General features: G+C 46.4%; 22 protein-coding genes. 6 read left to right on the top strand and 16 right to left on the bottom strand.

The genetic code is table 11. From position 1 onward, the window contains the following. Nucleotides 1–19 precede the first annotated feature (19 nt). From MSMTP_RS19525 to MSMTP_RS16685, 4 genes are all read right to left on the bottom strand, one after another. Complete coding sequence (locus MSMTP_RS19525; RefSeq protein ID WP_156153880.1) at nt 20–181, bottom strand: hypothetical protein; 162 nt, start codon at nt 179–181, stop codon at nt 20–22. A gap of 219 nt (nt 182–400) precedes the next feature. Continuing rightward, nucleotides 401–937: a DUF531 domain-containing protein gene (locus tag MSMTP_RS16695; RefSeq protein ID WP_048181830.1), complete on the bottom strand. Its 537-nt coding sequence runs from the start codon at nt 935–937 to the stop codon at nt 401–403. A 123-nt stretch (nt 938–1,060) separates the two neighbouring features. After that, on the bottom strand, nt 1,061–1,507 hold the full coding sequence (locus tag MSMTP_RS16690) for a GNAT family N-acetyltransferase (protein WP_048181827.1): 447 nt from the start codon (nt 1,505–1,507) through the stop codon (nt 1,061–1,063). Nucleotides 1,508–1,525: 18 nt separating this feature from the next. Beyond that, the gene (locus MSMTP_RS16685) at nt 1,526–2,311 is read right to left on the bottom strand and encodes a winged helix-turn-helix domain-containing protein (protein WP_048181824.1); all 786 of its coding nucleotides are present in this window, start codon (nt 2,309–2,311) and stop codon (nt 1,526–1,528) included. A gap of 539 nt (nt 2,312–2,850) precedes the next feature. On the opposite strand from MSMTP_RS16685, the gene MSMTP_RS16680 reads away from it, so the two are divergent. From MSMTP_RS16680 to MSMTP_RS16665, 4 genes are all read left to right on the top strand, one after another. Beyond that, nucleotides 2,851–3,873 carry a uroporphyrinogen decarboxylase family protein gene (locus MSMTP_RS16680; RefSeq protein WP_048181822.1) on the top strand — a complete coding sequence of 341 codons (1,023 nt, stop codon included), beginning with the start codon at nt 2,851–2,853 and terminating at the stop codon, nt 3,871–3,873. A 42-nt stretch (nt 3,874–3,915) separates the two neighbouring features. Continuing rightward, entirely contained in the window at nt 3,916–4,557 is a 642-nt protein-coding gene (locus tag MSMTP_RS16675; RefSeq protein ID WP_048181820.1) for a corrinoid protein, read from the top strand. 16 nt (nt 4,558–4,573) lie between these two features. Then, complete coding sequence (locus MSMTP_RS16670) at nt 4,574–5,584, top strand: MtaA/CmuA family methyltransferase (protein WP_048181817.1); 1,011 nt, start codon at nt 4,574–4,576, stop codon at nt 5,582–5,584. Nucleotides 5,585–5,965: 381 nt separating this feature from the next. Then, nucleotides 5,966–7,462 carry an APC family permease gene (locus tag MSMTP_RS16665; protein ID WP_048181815.1) on the top strand — a complete coding sequence of 499 codons (1,497 nt, stop codon included), beginning with the start codon at nt 5,966–5,968 and terminating at the stop codon, nt 7,460–7,462. Between the two features lie 954 nt (nt 7,463–8,416). Here the strand turns inward: MSMTP_RS16665 and MSMTP_RS16655 are convergent. Both MSMTP_RS16655 and larE read right to left on the bottom strand, forming a co-directional pair. Next, nucleotides 8,417–9,235, bottom strand: a complete 819-nt coding sequence (locus tag MSMTP_RS16655; protein WP_048181811.1) for a winged helix-turn-helix domain-containing protein — start codon at nt 9,233–9,235, stop codon at nt 8,417–8,419. Nucleotides 9,236–9,424: 189 nt separating this feature from the next. Beyond that, nucleotides 9,425–10,297, bottom strand: a complete 873-nt coding sequence (larE, locus tag MSMTP_RS16650) for an ATP-dependent sacrificial sulfur transferase LarE (RefSeq protein WP_048181810.1) — start codon at nt 10,295–10,297, stop codon at nt 9,425–9,427. A 156-nt stretch (nt 10,298–10,453) separates the two neighbouring features. Between larE and glmM the strand changes: the two genes are divergently transcribed. Beyond that, entirely contained in the window at nt 10,454–11,800 is a 1,347-nt protein-coding gene (glmM, locus tag MSMTP_RS16645; protein WP_048181809.1) for a phosphoglucosamine mutase, read from the top strand. Nucleotides 11,801–11,915: 115 nt separating this feature from the next. On the opposite strand, the gene MSMTP_RS19520 is transcribed toward glmM, so the two are convergent. From MSMTP_RS19520 to MSMTP_RS16600, 10 genes are all read right to left on the bottom strand, one after another. Beyond that, complete coding sequence (locus MSMTP_RS19520; RefSeq protein ID WP_156153879.1) at nt 11,916–12,086, bottom strand: hypothetical protein; 171 nt, start codon at nt 12,084–12,086, stop codon at nt 11,916–11,918. Nucleotides 12,087–12,905: 819 nt separating this feature from the next. Next, nucleotides 12,906–14,021 carry a TIGR04013 family B12-binding domain/radical SAM domain-containing protein gene (locus MSMTP_RS16640; RefSeq protein WP_048183898.1) on the bottom strand — a complete coding sequence of 372 codons (1,116 nt, stop codon included), beginning with the start codon at nt 14,019–14,021 and terminating at the stop codon, nt 12,906–12,908. Nucleotides 14,022–14,247: 226 nt separating this feature from the next. Then, the gene (locus MSMTP_RS16635) at nt 14,248–14,472 is read right to left on the bottom strand and encodes a hypothetical protein (protein ID WP_048181806.1); all 225 of its coding nucleotides are present in this window, start codon (nt 14,470–14,472) and stop codon (nt 14,248–14,250) included. 218 nt (nt 14,473–14,690) lie between these two features. Continuing rightward, nucleotides 14,691–15,809, bottom strand: coding sequence for a site-2 protease family protein (locus tag MSMTP_RS16630; protein WP_048181805.1), 1,119 nt, complete (start codon nt 15,807–15,809; stop codon nt 14,691–14,693). 100 nt (nt 15,810–15,909) lie between these two features. Then, the gene (locus tag MSMTP_RS16625) at nt 15,910–16,320 is read right to left on the bottom strand and encodes a DUF126 domain-containing protein (protein WP_048183895.1); all 411 of its coding nucleotides are present in this window, start codon (nt 16,318–16,320) and stop codon (nt 15,910–15,912) included. Continuing rightward, on the bottom strand, nt 16,307–17,593 hold the full coding sequence (locus tag MSMTP_RS16620) for an aconitase X (protein ID WP_082090671.1): 1,287 nt from the start codon (nt 17,591–17,593) through the stop codon (nt 16,307–16,309). Before MSMTP_RS16620 ends, MSMTP_RS16625 begins: the two co-directional genes overlap by 14 nt. Nucleotides 17,594–17,652: 59 nt before the next feature. Beyond that, complete coding sequence (locus MSMTP_RS16615; protein ID WP_048181802.1) at nt 17,653–18,921, bottom strand: UbiD family decarboxylase; 1,269 nt, start codon at nt 18,919–18,921, stop codon at nt 17,653–17,655. Nucleotides 18,922–19,293: 372 nt separating this feature from the next. Continuing rightward, entirely contained in the window at nt 19,294–20,361 is a 1,068-nt protein-coding gene (locus MSMTP_RS16610) for a citrate/2-methylcitrate synthase (protein WP_048181801.1), read from the bottom strand. A 487-nt stretch (nt 20,362–20,848) separates the two neighbouring features. After that, nucleotides 20,849–23,653, bottom strand: coding sequence for an aconitate hydratase AcnA (acnA, locus tag MSMTP_RS16605; protein ID WP_048181799.1), 2,805 nt, complete (start codon nt 23,651–23,653; stop codon nt 20,849–20,851). 97 nt (nt 23,654–23,750) lie between these two features. Further along, entirely contained in the window at nt 23,751–24,872 is a 1,122-nt protein-coding gene (locus MSMTP_RS16600; protein ID WP_048181797.1) for a citrate/2-methylcitrate synthase, read from the bottom strand. Between the two features lie 411 nt (nt 24,873–25,283). On the opposite strand from MSMTP_RS16600, the gene MSMTP_RS16595 reads away from it, so the two are divergent. Continuing rightward, entirely contained in the window at nt 25,284–26,045 is a 762-nt protein-coding gene (locus MSMTP_RS16595; protein ID WP_156153878.1) for a hypothetical protein, read from the top strand. Nucleotides 26,046–26,077 lie beyond the last annotated feature (32 nt).

The following is a 26,077-nucleotide window of genomic DNA, read 5'->3' as shown; positions in this document are numbered from 1 at the left end:
AAAAAAAGTTTGTGCAGGTTTATTTTCCCTGCATCCCGCCTATCATAAAGCGGTAAAGGTCTAATTCATCTGTGTCCAGGCTGTCAGTACAGCCTTTTACAACAGTATGGTAACTGCTGTTCATACAATTTTCTTTTCTATATTCTTTGCGTTTTCTATATTCCGGATTTAATTCACTCATTAAATCCCTCCTGTCTCTTCAATGTTACACGCCAGGCTCGAAGGGTCAAAATTCCATTTGTTTCTGAAAAGAATATTTTACTCATTCCTGAAACGAAAACCCCACACGAACATGGCAAACTTCATTTCTGTTTCCCACAGTGCAGTATTACTTGGTCATAATAATATATAATAATTCCGGAAAAATTTTGAATGACCAGCCCAGAAAGGTTTCTGGAACTTATTTTTTCGTCTCCAGGTTTGCCATAAGCCCGGAGAGGTTAGCCGGAATCGCTCCGATTGCCGTGCAGGTTTCAAGGGAGAGCCCCTTACAGGTTATGTCCAGGTGGTACTTCCCTCTCCCGAAAAGCTCTTTTGGAAGCCCTTTTCTCCCGAGCCCCACAAGGAAAAGAAATGACCTGTTCCGGAGCGCTTCTTCGGCAATCTGCACAGGCATGATCTGTTTTTTCGGGTCGGGTTTCGAAGTGGTTATAACGATTTCCCCGAACTGGGCCTGGAACCCTTTCTTTGGCAGGTCGAAGACCGAGAGGTGGTTGGTCTCGTAAAGGGTCTTAAGGTAACTTCCTGACTCCCCGATTGTGGTCTTGTCCATAACGAAAGCTACCAGCTCTTCGGCTGTCATTTTGAAAGGAAAGTCAAAAAGGGCCAGGTGAAAGCCAAAAGCATGGCAGATGGGTGCGGCTCTTGCGATTGCACGGTAGTGAGCGTCAAGGACCTTGATCTTGTCATAAGTATTTACGATTCCGAGGGTGAGCATAAGATGCCTCATTGGGCTTTTTCGTAAAATAATGTTTCGTTAAAAGCCGCCGCCATTTCTCAATTATTCATTTCTCAATTATTTATTTACGAATTATTATTGCTCGGGTTTACCTGCAGCCCCTTACTCCCGGTTTTTTCGGTATTTCAGGGCGTGCTGGGTGCAGCTCTCGAAATGTTCGCAGCTTTCGCAGTCTTCCCATAGCCGGAGTTTTTCGGAATCCGGAATTCTCACAAAACCGATTTTTTCAAAAAAGGCCGGAGCAGTAGTCCTTACGTAGAGTTCGGTATCCTTTCCCACTGATGTTGAAATAAGGTGGTTCACAAGCCTGCTGCCTATTCCCTTCCCCCGGAAGTTAGGGTGGATCGCAATGGAATGGATTTCAAGAAACCCTTTTTCGGAAAAACCGCTTCGGATAAGGGCAGCACAGCCCAGAACTTTCCCTTCCCCCTCCGCAAGCACGAAATCTTCTGCTTTAAGTTCTTCCATATCCAGAAAATAAGTTGATAGAAGCCTCTGAATTGTCGGGAGGTCGGATATCTCGGCTTTTCGTATATATATTGATGTCATCTCCTATCAATTGGACTTTCAAATCCCACTTAAAGGCGTAGACATATGCTTATAATATATGAATAGTTCTTGTGTCCAATTTAAGGCCTTTTCGTCCTGACTAATTAGTTCCCGATCATCCCACACACCTTCTTCGGTGGCAAATCCGATTAATATCAGGTCATCAGTGATAAAGAGTGCTGGAGGTTTTGTTTTTTCATCAAGAATTCTTATTTCTAGATTTGGAGAGTTGATAAGTTTTGTTAAATCTTCTCGAAATTCCTTTTTTATTCTTTTAACGACTTTCGGTGTGGCAAGCAATATGGTTTTGGTTCCATTTTTCGTTATGTTCAGTGTTTCTCTTATGACGTTGGGGTGAAAGTAGGGTAACAACATAAAATAGTGGTTGGTTTTTACCAGATGAGGATAAAATGGTGGTGGTATTTCTAAGACATTATTAATATTGTATTCGTACAAATAATTATTTTTCAAATCACCAATTTTTTCATACATTTGTGGAGGCAATGAATATAACGTACGTTTCTCCCAATAATCCTTATCCTTTTCCAGTAGTATGTTAATATCGACAATCTTCAGCATTTTGTCAATTAATAATTCCCCAATATTTGATAATTGAAATACTCCATCATTTTCGATTATGATTTTTTGTTTTTCCAATTGCTTTATCTGAGGTACAATTAAACGTGAAGATACATTAAATGTGGATTTAATCTCATCAATATCTTTTGGACCATCTTTTAAAAGGTGAATAAGTTTTCGTCTTTTTTCTGACAACCATATGGTATTGAGTAGATCATTTTTCATTATACATTTGTTGGGATGGGCATTTATTAAATACCTAACGTATAATTGAAACAACTCTGCGAAAAAAATTGAAATTTTAGCTTGATTTTTGGATATAAAATATGTAAGCTATGACTGAATTAGGATTTTTTCACTATTAACAAAAGCATGTGATCCCTGACAAAGCATGTGACCCCTGACAAAAACATGTGACACATGATATTGCTATTCTATTCATGTCAAAGGAATACAGCGATTGAAATAGAAGTATAATTTTTCCTATATATTAGTTGATACATATTCTTAACTGTAGTAGGGTTAACACCGATTGATATCGAATTTTTTAAGTATGGTATCTATTCGGGTTTTTACTAACAAAGGCTTCTCGTTGTTTTGTGCGTGTATTCATATCAAAAACCAACATGGCCTTGGATTAAAAATCGTCTTACCCACGGAGAATGGTGAAGAGCCAAAACCCAGGGTTTAGAGACATGACAAAAGAAGAAGGTGTTGATTGTCATCATGCTGAACAACGCATAGATGACGAAGGAGTGTAAAAAATGAGCTACTCTAACCATAAAGAGAAAATGCTTGCTGCACTAAATTTTGAGCCAGTGGAGAGTGTTCCTATCTGTGGACCATTCCAAGGGTACTGGGCCCTCGAATACTCTAACGTGTCCGTTCAGAAGTCTTTCGACAATCCTGCTCTCGCTGCAGAGGCTCAGCTTAAAGTGTTGGAAAAGTGCGATTTTGATGCTTTAGAGGTGTTATGGGACTGGCAAACTCCCTTACCGGCACTTGGATGTGAGGTAAACATAACTGATGTGGGTGGACCAAGCACCAGGACACACGTCGTTTCCGATGCCTCTTCACTTGAGGCTCTTGAGATCCCGGATCCTAGTCAGGATAAGAGGCTAAAAAGTGGTATTGAGACTGCAGCCAAATTGATTGATGTTATCGGAGAGGAGCGGTACACTTACTACGACCTAATGGCTCCATTTACTTTGGCCGGGGAGCTGCGTGGCGTTGAGGTAATGATGCTTGATCTGTACACAGATCCTGACTTTGTCAAAGAACTCCTCTCTTTTTCGACTGAGACTTTAAAAGTATATAATAAGTACCTGATGGACTCACTCGATGTTGATGGGGTGTTTATGTGTGACCCTACCGCGTCAGGTAATCTCATATCAAAAGCAACGTTTGAAACTTATTCCCAGCCGTATATGACAGACCTTTCGGGTACTCTCAAAGCGGCTGGAAGAGATGTGATGATACACATTTGCGGGGATGTGTCAGATCGAGTCGGGAGTATAGTTGAAATCCCTCATGATGTTTTATCCGTCGATTTACCAGTTGGCCTAGCTGCAGCCCGAAAAGTGATGGGTGAAAAAGTTACACTTTTAGGTAATCTCGATGTGGCAAACACACTTTTCAATGGAACTCCTGATGATGTACGTGCTCAAATAAGAACCTGTATCGAGTCAACAGGTGGTGTGGGACACATTCTTGCAGGAGGTTGTGACATTGCACCTGGAACACCGATGGAGAACGTCGAGATATGGAAAGATAATACTAATGTCTAAAATTCGTGAACAAAATCAACTAAAAAAAAGGGTGAAACAAGAATGGCCGCAAGAGATGAAATCCTGAACAGCCTGGCAGAAGCCGTAGTTAAAGGTGATGCTAGTAAATGTGTGGAGCTTGCAAACAAAGCTCTGGAGAACAACGTCGATGCTTATGATGCAGTCATCAATGGCTGTGCTAATGGGATGAGCATTGTCAGCGACAAATACGAAAAGAGAGAAATGTTTGTCCCGGAAATCCTGCTCGCCGCAAGGGCGATGCAAGGGGCCGTGGAAATCTTCAAGCCGCACATTAAAGCCGATGAAATCAAGGAATCGGGGAGAGTAGCCATCGGAGTTGTCCTTGGAGACATCCATGACATCGGCAAAAACCTCGTAAAACTCTTACTTGAAACCGCGGGTTTGACTGTTTTCGATCTGGGAAAAGACGTCCTTCCCGAAGATTTCCAGGATAAAATCAAAGAGGAACACGTCGACCTTGTAGCCCTTTCAGCCCTCATGACAACAAGCATGATGGAAATGAAAGAAGACGTCAAGCTTTTCAAAGAAGAATTCCCCGGTATCAAGATTATGGTCGGAGGAGCCCCTGTCTCCCAGGAGTTCTGTGACAACATCGGAGCAGATGGGTATGCTGACAATGCTTCCGAGGCCATAAGGGTAGCTCAGAGACTGCTTTCCGAGTAAGGTAGGAAGGCTAGCAATGAACGATAAAGAACGCTTTCTTGCATCATTGAAACTGGAAGAAGTCGACAGGGTCTCGGCAGCCTGCCCCCTGCAGACCGCAACCGTTGAAATGATGGAAGAGTCCGGGGCTGCCTGGCCCGAAGCCCACCGCGACCCGGAAAAGATGGCAACTCTGGCCCTTGCGGCAAACAGGCTTGCCGGGATCGAAAGTGCAAGAGTGCCTTTCGACCTCTGTGTGGAAGCCGAAACCGTGGGTTCCCAGGTCAGCGAAGGGAGGCTTGACTCCCAGCCCTCCATCCGGAGGGCGGCTTTCCGGAAAATAGAAGCCTTTGAGGATGCCGTATGCCCGGAACCGCTTGCGGACGGCAGGATGGCAACTGTTGTGGAAGCCGTCAGGATCCTTGCGGAAACGGATGAGACCGTGCCCGTAATTGCAGGAATCGTCGGTCCTTTCACCCTCGCCGGACAGGTCAGGGGTGTCGAAACCCTCCTCATGGACTTCTTCGACAATCCGGATTTCGTCAAGTCCCTTCTGAAGTATTCCACGGAGGTCCTGAAAACCTACGGTAAAGCCCTTGTTGAAAACGGAGCAGATGCCGTGGTCATCATCGACCCTTCCGCGGGGAGCGAACTCCTGGGAACAGCGCACTACAGGGAAATGGCTTTTCCCTACTGCAAGGAGCTTGTGGAAAGCCTGGGTGTCCCGAGCATCCTCCACATCTGTGGAGACTCGAAACCCATCCTGGAGATGATGGCGGAAACCGGAGTAAGCGGGATCAGCCTGGATCACCTGGTGGACGTGGGTGAAGCCAGGGAAGTCCTGGGAGGCAAAACAGCAATCATCGGGAACATAAACCCTGCGGACACCCTCTTCCTGGGCACCCCCGAAACTGTGAAAGAAGAGTCCCTGGAATGCATCCGGAAAGGGGCAAACGTCCTGGCTCCCGGCTGCGGGATCCCGACCCGAGCAAGCCTGGAAAACATAAAAGCAATGGTAGAAGCAGCCAGGGAAAGCGCAAATCAGTAAAAACGATAAAAAGGAAAATTTCCGGAGTATGAGTCCGTTAAGTGCATAGCGGCAGAAAAGGGGCAAAAACTCCGGGGAAAACCCAATTGTGTGTGGCAAACCCTATTCGACGGAGGAGCAAAGGTAGTATTCCTGGTTGTGGGACTTCCCCTCAACTGACAGGTTCAAGACCTGGGTTAAGGCAGTAGCCACTTGTTCCTCCGAAACCCCCCGAACCGGTTTACAATCATTGAGTGTAAAAATATACTCTAAAAAAACGAGTACATACCTAACATTTAAAAAAAATAACGAGATATTCGTGGGCTTCTGGTCTTCTGGTCTTCAGAAACTCGTCCTCACGACCCAAAAATGGAGTATTGTTAAAAAAGGATGTGATCAAGTATGGTTGAAAAAAAAGAAGGCGTTGATTGGCAGCATGCCGAACAATGTTCTAAAGTGATTTGTGAGGCCAGCAACCTTGAGAGATCAATTGATTGGAAACAGGGTCTTGCAATTGCTTTGGGTGTTCCTCTTGCGATATTGCCCTCAATAGGTTATTTATCAAGTTATTTGTGGTCCGCTGCGATACTCGTATGGGGTCTGTCAGTACTTCAGGGCTTTGCGCAAAACACTGCATTTGGAGAACTGGCTACAGCTTTTCCAAATGCATCCGGATTGCCGGGTTTTGCACAAAACATTTTCAAAACACGAAACCATAAAGGAAGGTATGACAAGGGTAAATTTATTGGTGGGTTTAGTGCTTGGAGTTATTGGTTTGGATGGGCTCCAGCAATGTCCATATTCGCCCTGGTGGCTTCTAGTTATCTTTATAGTTTGTTTCCCTCAATTTCAAATACTTTTAGTGAAATGCAAGTTGCATATATTACTTGTATAACAATATTCTCTCTGCTTATGGTTATTAATCTTAGGGGACTTTCCAGCGGAGCAACACTCGGGTATATACTTGCAGTTTTGTCTCTTGGGCCTCTTATTATTATAACACTTTCACCATTTGCAACAGGTGATTTCAACATAACAAATATCACTTCTGAATGGTTTCCAACGGATTGGGCATGGGACCTTCATCACATATTGATCTTATTCGGCTTGTTTGCGATGGCTGAATGGAGTGCATGTGCATGGGAAACAGCTGCGATCTATGGTCCTGAGTACAAGAACCCCGGTAGCGATGTACCAAAAGCACTTTTCGCCTGCGGTGGAGTCTGTCTTCTGTCATTTGTACTAATCCAGGCATCAGTAACTGGAACCATTGGTGTAAGTCAGACGATTGCAGAATCATTTACTCCACTGTTGCCCGTTGCTCAGATGACATTTGGAGCTACAGGAGCAGTAGTTGCAATATTCATGCTCATTACAGCAATGATTTTGTTGATACAGACTATTTACCTTGGTTCTTCAAGATCACTGCATTCAATGGCGATCGAAGGGAACTTTCCTCGTGTATTTAGCAAAGTAAATGGTAACGGAGCTCCATATGTTGCCATGGCGTTCATTGCTGTGATAAATCTTGGATTTGTATCTCTTGGAACACCTGTAGCGATTCTTGCTGCATCAGCAATTGGATATATTGCTGCACAGGGTATCAGCCTCTTTGCTTATGTGAAAGCAAAGAACGACCCAGAGCTTGCAAGACTTGAAAGACCATTCAAAGCACCAACTGGCTGGAAGCATGTTGCATTGATATTCGGTTTGATAAATATACCGTTCTTCATTATAGGTATCATCTATTTGAACAGTATTGAAATCGGATGGGCATCGACTCTTGTTGGTTTTGGAGTGCTGGCAGTTTATGTACCAATTTGGTTCTATTCACAGGGCCAGTCTGGTAGCTCAGAGGAAAATATAGCCGTTGATTCAAATATACCCATTGATTCTTGAACAAGAGGTAAGAATCAAAAATAGACTGGGCCCCTATTTGTATTGTATTAGGGGCCTTTTTTTAAATGAAATTATCCCAAAAGCATGAACAAATAAATGCGAGAATAAAAGCAATAACGAATTAAGAAACGAATTCAAAAAAAATACATCACGCTGATGACAATGCCTTAATCCCTCGCTCGATGGGCATTGTTATCATATATCCCCCATGAAGTGGGTCATACCTGCAACGCCTTCCCCCGGAAGTACACGTTTGCCTTTTTAATGTGTCCTCCCGGGGAGAGGACAATTTATATCCACAAAATCCACAAAAATACCTTCAGAAGGTTGGATCAACCCGGTTTCACCATTTTACCGGGGAAATGCCAGCCCTAAATTCGAAAAAAAATACATCACGCTGATGACAATGCCTTAACCCCTCTCTCGATAGACATTGTTATCATATCTCCCCCAAGAAGTGAGTCATACCTGCAACGCCTTGCCCCGGGAAGTACACATTTGCCATTTTAATGTGTCTTCCCGTGGAGAGGACAGTTTATATCCACAAAATCCACAAAAATACCTCCAGAAGGTTGGTTCAACCCGGTTTCGCCATTTTACCGGGGAAACACCGGCCCGAAAAACGATCTAAAAAACACCGGGGCCCAAAGCATATAACCTCCAGGCTTCACATGGGACACCCGGAACCTGGAAGATTCAGGAAAAATGCCTTCCCTAAACCGGTTTGCCATTTACCGGGGAATGGGAACTGCATCAAAAATTCTGAAAACCTTTTTGTACCGGCGTTGCTCTTTCGCTTCAATTCTCCAGGTGGTCAGGGCACTGCAGGAACAAAAAAATTGGATACAAAAAATTGTGATTATGGGAGCAATTATTATATTACATCAAGTTTTGGGATGAGCTTATTGAAAAAATTACTATGAATTAGGTAAAACAAGATTGCCAAAAACTAACTTAAATAGTGCTTATATGTTCGGAACATTTTTCATAATAAGAGAATAGTTCCGTTGCCCACTCTAAAGCATATATATCAGAACCTAAAAGTTCCTGATAATCATATTTACCTTTTTGATTGAAAAAAATTACTAAAGCTTTAAAATCTGTAATTACAATCTGGGGAATCACTTTGTTTTCATTAAATACGAAAAGATTCAAATTTTTTGATCCCAATAACAGCTTTAACTTATCTTGAAATTCGTTGAGCATTTTATCATAAATATACTTTGTTAAAATAAGGGTTATGTGAATCCCACGTTTTGAATACTCTGTTAAAATATCAATTGATTCGGGATAAAATAAAACTAAACAAAGTTTTATTTCTTCTGAGAAGGCAATCTCTTTCTCCGACTCATTGATAACTTCTTTTAAAGGTTCAAACATATGGTCTGGGTGAGGAACAACCACGCTACAACCTTTCATTTTACCAATGTTTCCAGCTAAATATTCAGGAATTGGACTTAAATCACGACTGATCCAATACTCAGGATTCTTGCCAAATGTTTCTGCAAGTTCAACCAAAGGAAGTGTATTTTCACAGATAACCCTACCTACTTTTGATAAGCTATATTTTTTGTCATGACAAATTATAAGTTCTTCTTCCATTAGTTTTTTTATCGGCTCTTTCAGTAAAACCCATTCAACTTTAAGTAGTCGTTTAAGGTCCTCTGAAGTTTTATCCTCATAAAATAAAGATTCGACAATTTCACGTCTTTTTTTAGAAAGGAGTAAAGAATCAATTAGAGTCATTTTTTCATTATCTGCTTGGCATCTCATATATCCCTTATATATATACAATAACTCTGTTATTTTAACATTTTTATATTATCCAAAAAAAGTTTTAATGAATAATGAAACTCTCCATTGTAAAAGAGGAAAAACTTACCCATCTTGTTTATTCTTTGAGAAACTGCATTTTTCTTGATTTGGATCATAGAAACAATATCCATTTACTGTGAACCTTTCTTATCCTTCTTTTTCCTCTTTCTTTACCTCCCCTCGTCCTTCTCCCTCTCCTTCTTTAGCTTTTTTTCGGAGAAAAGGTTCATCCATGCTCCCGCTTCGGAAGCCTTCAAGGTCGAGGGTCACGTAGTCGAAACCGGTATCCTTCAGGTTTTCAGAAATCTGCACACTATGGTGCAGGATTTCAGGGAAATCTTCCGGCGGGACTTCAATCCGTGCCATATTGGAGTGCATGCGAACCCGAAACTGAGTGAAGCCCAGGGAGAAGAGATATTCTTCGGCTTCCTCAATTTTCAGGAGAGCTTCTGCCGTTATAGGCTGGCCGTAAGGAAAGCGGGTTGCAAGGCAGGCCATGGAAGGTCTGTGGGCTGCCGAAAGGGAATAGATTGAGGCGATTTCCCTTATTTCATCTTTTGTAATATTGAATTCCACGAAAGGTGTAAATACTTTATCTCCTGCTTCCCGGATTGCCCTGTAGCCAGGGCGGTTTTCTCCCTTGATTTCCGAAGCATTTGTCCCCTCAAGCACGACTTTGTATCCGCTTTCTTCCCCAAGTTCTACCAGGGTTTCCAGCAGGTATTTTTTACAGAAATAGCACCTGTTGATTGAATTTGCGGTAAAATAAGGAGTGTTCAGGTGGGAAAAGGGAAGTACCCTGTGAGGAATCCCTATTTCACAGGCTGTTTCGACGGCAGTTTCGAGCTGCCTCTTTGGAAAGAGCGGAGAGTCAAGGGTCACGGCAAGAGCCCTGTTCCCCAGCACTTCATGTGCAAGGGCTGCAAGAACTGTACTGTCCACACCCCCGGAAAAGGCAATAATTGCGCTTTCTCTGGCTTTGATTGCCTTCTTTATCTTTTCGATCTTCTCAATGACCATTGGTTACACCATTAGTTCACGGATTTTGACTAATAAGATATATGTATTTGCCACCCTTAAGAAATGTATTCTCGATTATAGACAGAAATACCAACAAAATAATTAGCCGACACAAAAAGGGTTTGCCGGCAGATCACCTGGAGATGGAGACCTTACATGGCATTATTCGGAACAAACGGTGTACGTGGTACCGCCAATGAATACATAACCCCTGAAATGGCAGTCAATGTGGCGCGGAGCCTGGGGACTTATATGGGCTCGAAGGGTACGGTTGCTATAGGGAGTGATACCCGGATTTCGGGCCAGATGCTCAAGTCCGCCGCAATCGCCGGGGCTCTTTCTACGGGTCTTAGCGTCATTGACGTGGGAATGGCTCCTACCCCTTCCATCCAGTACTATGTCCGTGATTTTGCCGATGCCGGGATCGTGATTACGGCTTCCCATAACCCGCGGGAGGATAACGGGATCAAACTGATTGCCGGAGACGGTTCGGAATTCCCACGGGATGGGGAAAGGGATATTGAGAAAATCTACTTTTCAGGGGAATATTCCACCGTTTCCTGGGAAAAGACGGGGAACTTCAAAACTGATCCGGGGGTGAATGAATATTACCTCCGGAACGTCATCCGCTCCGTGGACGCCGAAGCTATCCGGAAGCGCAGGTTCAGGGTTGTAGTGGACACGGGCTGCGGGGCAGGTGCCCTTACTCTCCCCTTCCTGCTCAAAGAACTTGGCTGTGAAGTGCTGACCCTGGGCGCCCAGGTTGACGGGACTTTTCCTTGGAGGAACCCCGAGCCCACCCCTGACGCCCTGACAGAGCTTTCCGCACTTGTGAAGAAGACCGGGGCAGATTTTGGGGCAGCTCATGACGGGGACGCTGACCGTATAGTCTTCATGGATGAAAACGGGGATTTTGTCAACGAGGAAGTCTTGCTTTCAATGATGGCGAAGTACGTACTCGAACAGAAAAAGGGGCCTATTGTTACCCCTGTTAGCTCTTCCCAGCGCATGGCCGATGTTGCGGCGGAAGCAGGGGTCGAACTACACTGGACTGCAGTAGGATCCATCAACGTTGCCCGCAAGATGATGGAAGTAAATGCGGTTTTCGGGGGAGAGGGCAATGGTGGGCTAATTTTCCCTGAGCACCAGTACTGCCGGGACGGGGCCATGGCCTGTGCAAAACTCCTTGAAATTATGGTAGGGGGGAAGAAGCTGTCCGAACTTACGAAGACCGTGCCGGAATACTTCAATGCAAAGACGAAAGTACCAGTTGGGGACCTTCAAGCTACCCTGGAAAAGGTGAAAACCGAAGTTGCAGGCAGCGGGGTCAAAATGGATACCATCGACGGAGTCAAGCTCTATTATGAAGACGGTTGGGTCCTGATCCGGCCTTCGGGCACCGAACCTATTTTCCGAATCTTTGCGGAAGCAAAGACCGAAGCAAGGGCTGAAGAACTGATGAACCTGGGTCTGGAGCTTGTGCAAAAGGCTGAAGAAAGCTGAATTTTTCTCCTCTTCTCTTTCTCTCCCTTCTTTTCTTTCTTCCACCTCTCAATCCTTTATCTCAGCAGGTGGAAAGGCCCCCTCCTCGACTTTGAAGGAAACAGGGATGGGTAGTTCACTTGGAGCGTATGAGGCTTAACTTTTTTATCAAAGAATAAAATGTGTAAAGTATGAACATCCCTGCTGCGGCAAACCAGGCAAATTTGGCATAATTGACGCCTGCAATCCAGAGCAAGAGGGTGATTACCATGATGGCTAAAAGAGCTATTCTAATGGCTAATTCCATTTCGTATCCCCCTACTTTTGTATGGGCTCAAAACCTTATGAGGGTTCCGATAACCTCTTCCTCGTTTTCATTTTTCTCGGATATTTTTTGACTTTCTATTTCTTTCTGCAGGAAATCAGATGATTGTGGGTCATGTTTAATCTTGGATTCTCTTCTTTGTATCATTTAGTATGTATTATTTTCATATAAATAACAATAAATTATAAATACATTGAACACTTTATTACTTATTGGGACTAGGTGTCCATACAGATCAAGTATGCCGGTATGAGCGCCTCCTAAATTAAAAATGAATCAGAAAGCTCAACAGGTCATATGGTCGAAAGGACATACCTGAAAATACAAGATCAGAGGACAGACCTAATTAGCGAATAGACATCATTAGCGAACAGATGCCTATTAAAACGCCATTAAAAACTACAGGATCAAAGACGAACTTTGGTCATAAAGGAAATAGCTGGTAAAAACGGTAAGTTAAAGTCGGAAAATAAACCTGGAACGAAATAAGACCTGAAAAAGAAGCATTTACTCAAACACATAGCCTAAAAAGAATAGGGATTAGACCGCAAAGCCGGCTTTTAAATGAGCACCTGCCGGCACTCACTCTAATCTCTTCTCAATCTTATCTATTCAACTTTCCCTATATTGTTTCTCCTGCTTTACTTCCCTTCCTTTCCCCTCAAATCCCCTTTCCCTAATCTTCCTTTAACTCCTCTTCCATCTTTGCATCTTCTTCCTTGAGGAAGATGTGTTTTACAGTCCAGTTTACCACATATTTTTATTTTTTTGATCTAAATTCCGATAATTATGGTTTTTCTCTCAGTGTTTCTCCCAGTACCCGGTTAATTTTCCATGGAGGGCAAGTTTCCCGAGCTCGCGCCGGACTTTGTCGCTGATTTCGGTGGGGGTAACGGATGCGTACGGGGTTCCGGGCAGAGGGGTAAGGTAATGGGCCCGGACAGTGCCTCCTTTTTTGCAGATCCAGCGGACAAGGTCCAGGCTTTTTTCCTGGTCTTCCTCGGTTTCGGTGGGAAAGCCGAAGATAAAGTCTACTGCAGGGACTATTTCGTGTTCCAGGCAGCATTCTACGGCACTGATGCTGTCTTCTACGGTATGCCCTCTTCGGATTTCTTTTAAGATACGCTCGCTTCCCGACTGGGCTCCCAGGCTCAGGCTCTGGTTTGCGCAGTATTCGCGGACAAGTTCCACGGACATGTCGTTCACAAATTCTGGGCGCACCTCGGAAGGAAAAGTCCCGAAATAAATCTTTTTCCCGGGCATTTCGTGCAGGGTCGAAAGCAGTTTCTCAACCTTATCCAGCCTGGGGTGGATCCCGTCACTCCCGTAAGCAAAGGCATTGGAAGCTATGAATCTGAGGTCATCGTAGTGCCTGGCATTCCGGACTATAGTGTCAATGCTCCGGTGCCTGACTTCCCTCCCGAAAAGCCTCGGAGTCTGGCAGTATTTGCAGCCCCAGGGGCAGCCCCGGCTGATCTCGATCGGGGCTCGGAGTTTCTTCGGGTTAAAGCAGGGGTAATTGTCCAGGTTTACGTGGGGCCTTTCCGGGGTTTTGACGATTTTCCCGGTTCCGGGGTCTTTGTATGCTATTCCCCGGACCTTTTCCTGGTCTCCTTTTTCCCGTAGGGCCTTTACCAGTTCGGGAAGGGTCTCTTCTCCTTCCCCGAGCACAACATAGTCAAAATATTCCAGGGTTTCTTCGGGAGCCCCAGAGGGGTGAGGGCCTCCTGCAATGAAGATGGAGTTTGTACCTGCATTTTTTACTTCTTTGAATACATTTGCTGCCTGACGTGTGGTAAAACTGTAGATCATGATCCCTTTTCGGGGCATGTCAGTAAAACCTGCTCCCGGCAGCAGGGGGGAGAGAACTGCAAAGCTGTATGAATTTTTCTTGCTATAGCGGAAATTCACGTCCATTACTTTCACCTTTTTTACAGGGCTTTCAAAGGAAAGGGTGGGCATCATAGGGAAGTTTTAGAAAAACAAGTAAATTCAAGGCTGTCAAGCAAATCGGTTGAGAGTTTTATATCCTGAACAAACCTGTGAAGAACGAATACTCATAGCACGGTAAAAAGTGCTATGGGACTTTTTCTACGCTAATGGAAATTATCTGATTACCCTTGAAATTAGATGAGGGATATGGTCAATAGGTAAATTGCTCATCTTGTGTCGTCATCACCTTTTTCTTTTGTACCAAATAATTTCCGAGATTTGTGGAAAATACTGCAATCATGCAACAAAAGATAGCAATGGAATAACCCAACGGCATATCATTCATCGCGCAAATAAGCATATTTACAGCTGAGATCAGTACTGCTACCGATGATATGACGCAAGCGATTCCAACAAGTTCGGCACTTTTTTTCATCCTGCCTCATCCTTTTACAAAATATAATATTTACTCGTCCTGTCCATATTTCAAATTCACAGGGGAATATAAATTTTTCCTGCGTAACAGTATACCATAACACTTTACTTGCGTAAAGTGAAATATCATGAATTTTTCAGCCACTTATGGGCTGTTCGCGCTTCACACACTCCCAAACAAAGTATTGTATAGGCAGCTTAATTATGGTGCATAGAACTTCAGCCCATAAATTTGAACGGAACCAGGGTAAAGCAGAGCATCCCCATAATAAAGGTTATGACCCCTATCAGGATACGTTTTTTGTCAAGTTCCACTTTGTCGTGGAGGGGAGATGGATGTCCTGCGGCTGCAAAGAGCGAAAGGAATAGCGCCCAGAAGATCCAGATTAACCCGTCCTCCTTCAGCCAGTAACTTACATAAAGCCCTGTGCTTAGAAGAACAAAGGGCATGGCTGTTGAGACGTAGGCTGCCTTTTTCCCGAGCATCGCCCTGAGCACGTGCCCGCCGTCGAGTTGCCCTGCAGGGAGCAGGTTCATGAGGGTTACGAACATCCCCACCCAGCCTGCAAAGGCCACAGGGTGCAGGCTATCTCCGCTTACGCCCAGAAGCTTCTGGATGATTATGAAAAGCGGGGGCAGGCCCAGGTCAATCATAAGGACGTTTGGCAGTGGGTCTACCCTGGGGACCTCCATGGAGAGTCCTATGACAGTAACCGCGATGGAGACCAGAAGCCCCACTATGGGTCCTGCTATCCCCACATCAAAGAGGGCTTTCCGGCTGGGGATGGGACCCCTGTACTTAATGACCGCACCCATCGTGCCGATGAAAGTGGGAAATGGGATGAAATAAGGAAGAGAGGTTTTCATCCCATGGTACTTGGCTGCCGCATAGTGTGCCATCTCATGGGAGCCGAGCACAGCCATTATGGCAAGGGTGAAGGGAAGGCCTCGGATAAATTCCAGGGGTTCGTTTCCAAGGTCTACCCCGAACATTACGGCTCCTGAAATCATGGTGGTAAAAATCGTCGCAACAAGGAGGGCAAGGTTCACCCAGGGTTTTTTCCGGGCAGTCTTTTCAGGGGCGATAACCAGGACATGTTCTCCAAGTTCGTATTTCAGGGAAAACTCAAGCTTCCGCTGCTGGAGGGGGGTCCAGAGTTCCTGTGTAATGTGTTCAGCGTCGGTTTTCGGGGTCCCGTAGAAATAGAGGGCTTCTCCTGAATTCTGGATCTCGTATACTTCAAAGACCCTGATAATGAAAGGGTATATGCGTGAAACTATTTCTTCGGCGTCGAAATTTTGCTTGTGCTTCCGGCGGTTTTTATCTGCCTGGTTCATTGTGAGTCTCTTATATGTAAGTTTGAAGCTTTTTTCCGGTTTGCTGGTTTCAAGCTTGAATATAATGCTTCATTTGACTTTAATTTTCAGTTTGAAATTTTTATTCAAGGGTTTCCACGTACCCGCCGCTTCCGTCCACGCGGACCACGTCCCCATCTTTTAAGACTTCGTAGGGGTTCTTTTCCAGCATGTCCACAAGAGGGATTTCCGAAATTATTGCGCCCACGGCTACAATGGGTTCGGTTTCGAGGTTGATGATCGCAACAGGGGCAGCCCCGTTTTTCTTTAGCTGGTACATAACGTAAGAACCCACGGTTGAACCTTTCCCGTGGGGAAAGACAAGGACTTTTCCCCTGATGGATTTTCCTGCAAGGGCGTGGCCTTCTTCAACAATAATCCCTGTCTGAGGGTCCACACTGCCCAGGAAAGATATCGGGTCCCTTGAAAGCAGCACTTCTCCTTCCGCAGAGCCCCGGGCAATCGTCCGGCCTTTCAGTTTAATGGGAACCACCTTCCTTTTTCTCTTTTTTAGGCCTTTCATTTTCCCATTTTTCCTCTTCCATTTCCCATTTTTCCTCTTCCATTTCCTTTTTGTCTTTTTTCTCCTTTCCTCCAAGAGCTTCTTCTATGCAGGCTTCCATACTCCCGTAAACCGCTTCAGCCCCGCACATCCCAGGCACGTAAGCAAAGGCTTTCCCTGAGTTTACCATGACGCAGGAATACCTGTTGGTTGCGGGGGAGACCACCATGCATGTGTCGCAGACCACTTTTGCCCCGCTCTTTTCAATGGTTTCCATGTATTCGGGGAAGCGGTTTGCAAGTTCCCTGGAAGTAAAGACCCAGATCTCTTTCGAAACGGTTTTTCCTTTCAAAAGTCCAGCTGCTTCTTCGAGTTCTGCCGCCGAGCAGTGAGGGCAGCCGATTGTGATAAGTTCTGGTTCTTTCCCGGCACCGCAGCGGCTCTCGTAAACTTCGTCAAGCTGACTTTTTTCGATTATGATTTTTTCCTCCGGGGGTTCGAAGTCCTGCCTGCAGGCATCGGGGGTAACTCCTTCCACGTGGTAAAGAGCAACTGCCCCCGACGCTGCCATTGCCGCTCCGAGGGCTTTTAGTTCGTCGGTTTTCGGGGTATTTTGCAGGTGCAGGAGGGGAACCCTGCTCCCTACGAGTTTTCCGGCCACATAGCCCAGTGCCCCGTAATCGGACCTATTCAGGGAACAGTCCACTGTAATCGAAACTGTCGGAACCCTGTTCTCATCCAGGTGGAACCCGTAGTTTGCGGTCTTTCCGAGGAGGGCCGCCGAAAGGGCTGAGGGTCCCCCTTCCCGGTTAGTCTGCGCCCCGAGCACGGAGTTTGCATATGAAACAGCCGAAGATTCGCTCCAGGCCAGGTGGTCGCCGTAGCTTACCGAGAAGCCTTCGAGGGTATAGGGGGTGCAGGTGCACTCACAGCTGACCCCGAGTTTTTCGTAAGCCTTAACGATTGCCTTTTGCTTTTCCGCAAAGTCGGGGGAGATGTCGAGTCTGTCCCACCTCTCAAGGTCCATTCCGGCAGGGTTCAGGATCGAGGGAACTTTCACTTTTCCTTCAAGGTCCGATATCCATTCCAGCCCGGCATCCCCTATTGTCTTGTAGGAAACTCCGGCTATCTGGGCGCTCTTGATGGGAATCAGTCTGTCCGCGCCGTAGATATCTCCCAGGGCTGTCAGGATTTCCAGGGCTTTTCGGAGGGTTTCCCCGGCTTCTCCGTTAAGGATCCGTTCTTCTTCTTTCGTAAGGTGCATGGGAATTCACTTATCTGTTATCTGTAATCTGAGTCTTTTTTTAAAGGTTGGATTGAAGATTATTCTCCGGGGATCACTGCCCTTTCGAAATTCTCTTTTTCAATCAGGACCTTCGTGGCATCGATCCCTACTTTGGTTGTCGTCCCGTCCGGGGCTCCCCGCGGGTCCAGGGAACTGCCGCGGACGTTGGTGATGGTCAGTATGTCAATGTCCCCTTTGACCCGCGTGGCTATTGCGAATTCCACATCGTTCGGGTCAAAGATGTTGATGTCCTCGTCTACCACGACGACGTGCTTGAGGCTGGTGTGGGCGGCAAAGGCAGCCATGATGGCATTTTTCCCGTCGCCTTCGGTCTGCTTTTCGATTTGCACCACGGCATGGAGGTAGCAGCAGCCTCCTTCGGTAAGCACCACGTTTTTGACAGTGGTTACTTCTCCTACTGCCCTGTAAATCCGGGGTTCGTAGGGCACACCCATCATAAGAAGGTGTTCCGGCCCTGCGGGGAGGATCCCGTGGTAGACGGGGTCTTTCCTGTGGATGACTCGAGTGATGCGGATTACCGGCTCCTTCCGGACAAGGTCGTAGGTCCCGGTGATGTCCACGAAGGGGCCTTCGTCTACCCTTTCCACAGGGTCGATGTAGCCTTCGAGTACGATTTCGGAGTGAGGGGCCTTTACCCCGTTTTCGCATTCAAATAGTTCTACGGCCTCTCCTTTCAGAGCCGAGGCGTACTCAAACTCCTTTCCAACGGGCACCCTTGTGGATGTAGCGTAAATGATTGCAGGGTCACAGCCAAGCACGATTGCAACAGGCAGGGGTTCACCTTTTTCCATGGCTTTCTTATGCAGGAGATAGGTATGCCTTGGTGGGACAAGACGGGCTGCTAGTTTGTCTTTTCCTGCCAGCATGAGCCGGTGGATAGAAGCGTTTATGCTGCCTTCATATTCGGAAACAACTATTCCTGCTGTGATGTAAGGGGCACCGTCTTTTTCAAAATGGGTGAGAATGGGAAGTTTTGTCAGGTCCACTTCCTCTTCCACAACTTCAAGGGTAGGGGAGTCGGATACGAGTTTTACCTCTCCTTCGGGGGACACTTCCGAAAGTTTCCGGATGATCTCTTCTTTAGGAACCCCCAGCATGGAAGCCAGTTCTTCTCTTGATCCCAGGAGGTTCATAATGACTTTCGAGCCTGAAATGTCGTGGAAAAGAATGGGGGCTTTTGTTTGCTTTGCAATTCTCGAAGCTTCAAATTCGGGAGAAACGGGATGTTGAATTTCTACCAGTTTTCCTCTCGTTTTCAACTGGTCGATGAAATCTCTAAAAATCATGGGTATCTGGCTATCAAAAAGCTGTTAGATGATAAAAAGATTATCCGGCTTTTACATTTTTTGGGCATATAGAATATGTGGGAGCCAGATAGATAGATACCTTTCAGCTACGTATAGGACACGAGCTGGATCTGATGGTTGTGGAACTTGAAAAGGAGCCGGGTAGATAGATACCTTTCAGCTACGTATGGAACCGGGGCTAGGTAGATCGGGAAAAGTTAGGTTTACTGGAAAGCAGAAAAAGGCATTTTTAAATTAAGATCCGAAACAAGGGCACAGTCAGATCAGAAAAAAGGTGTAAATAAGCATGAGCAGGGATTTTTTTCTCCCTGCGCCACGGAATTTATCTGTGATTTTTGTTTGTGATTTGCTTCAAAGCTCGTCCAGCATGAAGGCACGGGGCCTGATAATTCTCTTCTTGGAATACTGGTCAAAGCAGTGAGCGATCCAGCCTGAAACCCTACCGATGGCAAAAATCGAGGTTGCAAGGTGCGGGGGGATTTCCAGGTACTTGTATATAACTCCCGAATAGAAGTCAACGTTCGGGTAGATGGGTTTTCCTTTCTTTTCTACGAGTTCGCGAAGGACCGTTTTTTCAAGCTCTTCTGCAGTCTCGTACCATATCATGTCCCCATTTGTTTCTGCCAGTTGCTTTGCAAGTTCCTTGAAAAGTATACCCCTGGGGTCATAAGTTTTGTAGACCCTATGCCCGAAGCCCATTATTTTTTCTTTATTTTCAATCTTCTTGAGGACGAATTCCTCTGCGTTTTCAGGGCTGGAAACTTCCTCAAGCATGTCCATGACTTTCAGCCTGGCCCCTCCGTGCAGTGGGCCCTTGAGAGTGCAGAGCCCGGAAACAATTGCAGAGTAAAGGTCCGAGCAGGTGGATGCCGTGATTCTTGAAGAAAATGTGGAAGCGTTAAGCTCGTGCTCTGCACTGAGGATAAAGTCCTTTTCCATAACTTCAGCTTCCAGCTCCGTAGGCTGACTACCCCTGAGCATGTAAAGGAAATTTGCTCCGTGGGAAAGGGCCGGGTCCGGAGATATCGGGTCTTTCCCGTTTGATATCCTGTGATATGCTGCAACTATGGTCGGGATCCCGGATATTAAACGTATGGCTTTTTTCGTATTCCCCTCCAGGGACTCGTCTTCCAGATCCGGATCAAATTGCGACATATAAGAAACTATTGTCCGCAGTGCTTCCATCGAATCGATATTGAGGTTGCACATACGGATTATGTCAATTACTCCCCCTTCTATTTCCCGCTCTCCCCTCAGGCGGGCTGAAAAATCGGCAAGCTCCTCTTCATTGGGGAGTTCGCCCTGGATAAGCAGATAGGAAACGGCATCGTAGGGTAGACCAACTAACTTGTTGATGTCTATTTCCCTGTATTTCAGAATGCCCTCCAACCCGTCTATGAAACATATGCTCTTACTCATTTTATACCTCACAGTTTGCCTAGAGTATTCCAAAAAATTTTACAACTGGGGAATCCTCTGCTTATACGCAAAAAGCGTATGGGGAAAGGACCTCTTTCATCAAGGCCCAAAAATTAGGATAATAATGCACTTCTATTATTGACGAATAAGTATATTAAATTTGTTGAATACTGCACTCAACTATATAACTAAAATCTTTGTGTTGGCCCTCTTTCTTTTGGTTGTCCGGGTTTTTGCTTCCTAAATGAAAGGGGATTTACCCTGAGATCTTTCATGAGACTTTCGGTTTTTTGGTCTACGTTTTTAATGAAAAGTGTTAATTCTGCAAAATTACTCTATATTAATACAAATAATGTGTATGTTTATCTCAAATGGACTATAAATTGATGCACGTTGATTACATATTTTCACTACATGCCCTTAAATTCACAAATATTGATTTATAAATTGATAAAAGTGGATAATCCGAGGATTTCCACTTCTGCGTTTACTTTTTGATCACCATATCTCTCAGGAACTTATGCAAAATCCCTCCGTTCCTGTAATATTCCAGCTCCACGATCGAATCCAGCCTCACAATTACCTTAAAGTCGGTTTCTCCTCCTCTCTCGTCCCTGACTCTTACGGTAAGTTCCCCTCTGGGCTCCATGTTTCCTATTCCCAGGATATCGTATGTCTCCCTGCCCGTGAGCCCGAAGCTGTCAGCGTTCTCGCCTTCTTTGAACTGAAGGGGAAGAACTCCCATGCCCACCAGGTTGCTCCGGTGGATGCGCTCGTAAGACTCCGCAAGCACGGCTTTTACCCCCAGGAGGAAAGTGCCTTTGGCGGCCCAGTCCCGCGAACTGCCTGTCCCGTATTCCCTGCCCGCGATTACAATAAGGGGGATCCTGTTCTCCGCATACAGCATTGCAGCATCGTATATCGCCATCTCCTCGGGCAGTTCCGGCGGGACAGTCTCTTCGTGGAGGTGATAGTCAGTCCAGCCTCCTTCCCGGTCCACCAGCCTGTTCCTGAGCCGTATGTTCCCGAAAGTCCCGCGCATCATCACCTCGTGGTTGCCCCTGCGGGAGCCGTAGGAATTGAAATCCGCAGGGTCGACCCCCCAGGAAAGCAGGTACTTGCCCGCAGGCCCTTCTTCCGGAATTGCACCTGCAGGGGAAATGTGGTCCGTGGTGATGCTGTCCCCGAAAAGGCCCAGGACCCTTGCGTCCCTGATGTCCCCGGGTACCTGTGGGGTTAGGGGGAAGTCCACAAAATAAGGCGGTTCCTGGATGTAGGTGGATTTCTCGTTCCAGACGTAAAGGGTGCCTTCGGGGACTTCCAGTTCTTTCCAGAGTTCGGTGCCCTCCATGACTCCCGAATACTCTTTTTCGAACATTGACGGTTTAATCGTATGCTTTATGACCTCTCTTATCTCCTCTTCTCCGGGCCAGATGTCCTTGAGGTAAACAGGTTGTCCGTTTGGGTCATACGCCAGGGGTTCGGTTTCCAGGTCGATGTTCACAGTTCCAGCTATTGCATAGGCAAGCACAAGGGGTGGGGAAGCCAGGTAATTGGCTTTGATAAGGGGATTGATCCTGCCTTCAAAGTTCCTGTTCCCGCTGAGGACTGCCGCTACGGTCAGGTCCTTTTCTTCAACTTCCTTTGCAATGTATTCGGGCAGAGGGCCGCTGTTTCCTATGCAGGTCGTGCAGCCGTAGCCCACCTGGTGGAAACCGAGGGCTTCCAGGTAAGGCAGGAGCCCGGCTGCTCCCAGGTATTCCGTGACTACCCTGGACCCGGGGGAGAGGCTTGTTTTGACATAGGGTTTTACGTTCAGGCCCCTCTCCACAGCTTTTTTTGCAAGCAGTCCGGCTCCTATGAGGACCGAGGGGTTCGAGGTGTTAGTGCAGGAAGTAATAGCTGCAATAACCACGGAGCCGTGAGTGACTTTGAGTTCCTTCTTTGCATACCTCTCATAATCTGCCCTGTCGTGCCTGACTTTCTCTCCCTCCAGCCGGTCCCCGCCTTCCCCGCTCCAGCGCTGGTACGCAGAGTCCCGGGAAAGCTCAATCCCGGCTTCTTTCTTCCGGGCAAAAGCCTTCCGCATGGTCTCGTGGAAATTATCGGGCATCTCGCCGAGGAAGATCCTGTCCTGCGGTCTTTTCGGACCTGCAATGCAGGGCTTGACCGTGCTCATGTCCAGTTCCAGGTTGCTGCTGAAGACGGGTTCGGGTTTGTGGATCGAGTAGAGAAGGTCCTGGGCTTCAAGGTATTTTTGCACAAGGTCTAGCTGTTCTTCGCTTCTGCCGGTCCTCCGGAGGTAGTCCAGGGTTTCGGCATCCGGGGGGAAGATCCCCAGGGTTGCCCCGTATTCGGGGGCCATGTTGGAAAGCGTTGCTCTGTCCGGAAGACTGAGGGAGCTCAGGCCGGGCCCGTAAAATTCCACGAATTTGCCCACAACCCCGTGTTCCCTGAGCATCCTGGTAATGGTCAGGACAAGGTCGGTTGCCGTGACCCCCGGTTCCAGTTTTCCGTAGAGCTTGAAACCCACCACTTCCGGGACTTGCATGTAATAGGGCTGCCCGAGCATCACGGCTTCGGCTTCTATGCCTCCCACACCCCATCCAAGTACCCCTATCCCGTTGATCATGGTGGTGTGGGAATCGGTCCCAACCAGGGTGTCCGGGAATGCGAAAAGTTCCCCCTCCTTTTCTTTCAGGTGCACCAGGGGGGCCAGGTACTCGAGGTTCACCTGATGGATGATCCCTCTTCCCGGGGGAACCACCCTGAAGTTATCAAAGGCTTCCTGGGCCCAGCGCAGGACCGAATACCGTTCCCTGTTGCGCTCAAACTCCTTTTCTTCGTTTTCTTTCAGGGAGTATGCCGTCCCGTAGTAATCCACCTGCACGGAGTGGTCAATGACAAGGTCTGCAGGGATAACCGGGTTTATCTCCCCCGGATTGCCTCCCAGGCGCTGCGTGGCCGAGCGGAGTGCTGCAAGGTCCACCACGGCAGGGACGCCTGTAAAATCCTGCAAGACAACCCTGGAAGGGATGAAAGGGATATCTCTTCTAGGGATGTTTTCTGGGTCCCAGCGGGCCAGGGCTTCCACGTCTTCTATTGTTATGACGTGCCTGTCAGTGTCCGCATGCCGTAGCAGGGACTCCAGCAAAATCCTGATTGAATAGGGGAGCAGGGAAATCTCTTCGAAATCCTGTTCTTCCAGTTTGTTCAGGCGGTAAATCGTCGCTTCTCCGGAAGCAGTTTCAATACTGTCTCGTACACCAAAGGGATCTGGACCTTCTCTCATTTCTTTTCCTCCAGCAAAAGTGTAAACTTGAAGTAAAATGAACTTAAAAAATGTTAACTTTTGTGTTTATTTTCTTGCTAAGTGCAGCCTGGCGAGTTCAGGCTTTGAGGGTTTTTGCAGGTTTAACATATTTTGCCCGCGGACGAATAACCCTGTTGTCGGAGTACTGTTCCATGCAGTGGGCAATCCAGCCAGATATCCTGCCTGCAGCAAAGACCGCGGTTGCAAGCCGGGGAGGGATTTCAAGGTATTTGTACACAACTCCTGAATAGAAATCCACGTTCGGGTAGAGCGGTTTTCCTCTCTTTCCCATAAACTCCGCGAAGAGTGTGTTTTCTATGTTTTCTGCGGTCCTGTACCACTGAGTTTCGCCTTTTGATTCCGCAAGCTGTTTTGCCAGTACTTTAAATATTATGGTCCGCGGGTCCTGGGTCATGTAGACTCTGTGCCCGAAGCCCATTATTTTCTCTTTATTTGCAATCTTCTCCAGCACGTATGCTTCTGCAGCTTCAGGAGCCGGGATTTCGTCAAGCATGTTCATGACCTCCATCCTTGCTCCTCCGTGCAGGGGGCCTTTCAGGGTGCAGACCCCGGTGATTATGGCCGAGTACAGGTCAGAGCAGGTGGAAGCCGTGATTCTTGAAGCAAAACTGGATGCGTTGAGTTCGTGCTCCGCACTGAGGATGAAATCCTTTTCCATGGCTTCAGTCTCGATCTCTGTCGGCTTGCTCCCGCGCAGCATGTAGAGGAAATTTGCCCCATGGGAAAGTGTCGGGTCTGGAGAAACCGGGTCTTCCCCCTTTAATATCCTGCTGAAAGCCGCAACAATCGTGGGGAATTTTGCTATCAGGTTTGTGGCTTTTCGCAGGTTCGCTTCCTCGGAATTGTCGTTGAGGTCCGGGTCGCAGTGGGACATGTAGGAAATGGTTGTACGCAGGGCATCCATGGCTTCTATATTGAAGTTGCAGGCCCGGACGACGTTCTGGACGTATTCTCCTAGTTCCCTTTTTTCATTCAGCGTGGCAGAATAAACGGCAAGTTCATTATCATCCGGCAATTTGCCCCGGATGAGCAGATAGGATACGGCATCATATGGTAGGTAAACCAGATCGTTGATATCGAATCCCCTATACCTCAAAACACCTTCATGCCCGTCTATGGAACTGACACCCGTTTCAAGGACGACTACGTTTTCAAGTCCACTCTTCACTTCCTCCACTCAGAAACCCCCGCTAATGATGTTATGGAAAATGATAGTATAACAATTATATAATGCCGAGTATAATAATATTGGGTTATAATATCAGTATTAATGATACTGGTTCTGGACTATCCGGGTTTCTTCGTATTGTGTAATTTGGACCTGCGTGAAGCAGGCAGGATAAAGCAGTCCGCTGAAAAAAAAGGTGGCTTAAAATAAATCGTCGTTTCAGTGCTTTGAAGGTTTTTTCTGTCTCATTGATTTGAATATGGATAGAAAGAAATTTTAAATTTCGAGTCATAGTTCTAAAATAACACTTGATAGTAGGATAGACATAATGGAATTATCACTGGAATTGCCTCGTGACCAGAATAGCTGAAATCAAACCGTTCTGTATATGCTTAAAACAATATAATGAGTGTGGATCTCTTGCTCAAAAACAAAGGGGATATACTTGACAGGCTTTCGCATGCCGGGTACAGAGTCAAAAGAAAATATAAAAAAAGAAATACCTCCTCAAGCGATGCTTTTATAGGAAATATTCAGGTCATTGACGCCGATTTTGTTGAGGTGAAAAAAGAGCTTCCTGATGAGCTGCTCCTGGGAACCGGAAAAGGTAAGCGCGAATCTGCTGGTGGTGAATCTGCCGATAGTAAGTCTGCTGATGGTGAGTCTGTGGAAAACCTGGTTGAATACCTGAAAGCCTGCTCAAACGAAGAACTCTCCGATGTCTTTGAAGAACTTCTCCGAATAATGGAACGCAAAGGTGCAGGAAGCGAGTGCCCGAAGGGTGCAGGGACAGGGCCGCGCGGAGACAAAAAGGAAAGGATGGGGGAAATCTCAAAAAACGTTTTTGAAAATTTGTCCCGGATAGCCTCAAGGGAAGGTTCCCGGATAAAAAAAGTTTCGAAGAGTGCAACTTCAAAAGCTTCCAGACTGGCATATGAGAATAAGGATTCCGTAAAGGAAGTTTCCGAGAAGATTTACTGCAGGTTGAGATATTCCAGCCCCGAGGAACGCAAAATGATCCTGATGTTCCTGCTGCAGGTTATAGTCCTCAAAAAGCCGGCTCTTGGTAAAAATCCTGCCTTCCTGCTCCTGCTGCAGAGCCTGAGTAACTCTATCCTGAGCAGGGAAGAGGTTGAGAAACTTGTAAAAGGCATAAGCAAGTTATTAAAGCGCAGGGCTTGACCCGGCTTCATTGACAGTAACTCCCCATTCAT

This window comes from Methanosarcina sp. MTP4, from assembly GCF_000970045.1.
In the GTDB taxonomy this organism is placed as follows: Archaea; Halobacteriota; Methanosarcinia; order Methanosarcinales; family Methanosarcinaceae; genus MTP4.
This window is presented reverse-complemented; position numbering and strand designations above follow the sequence as displayed.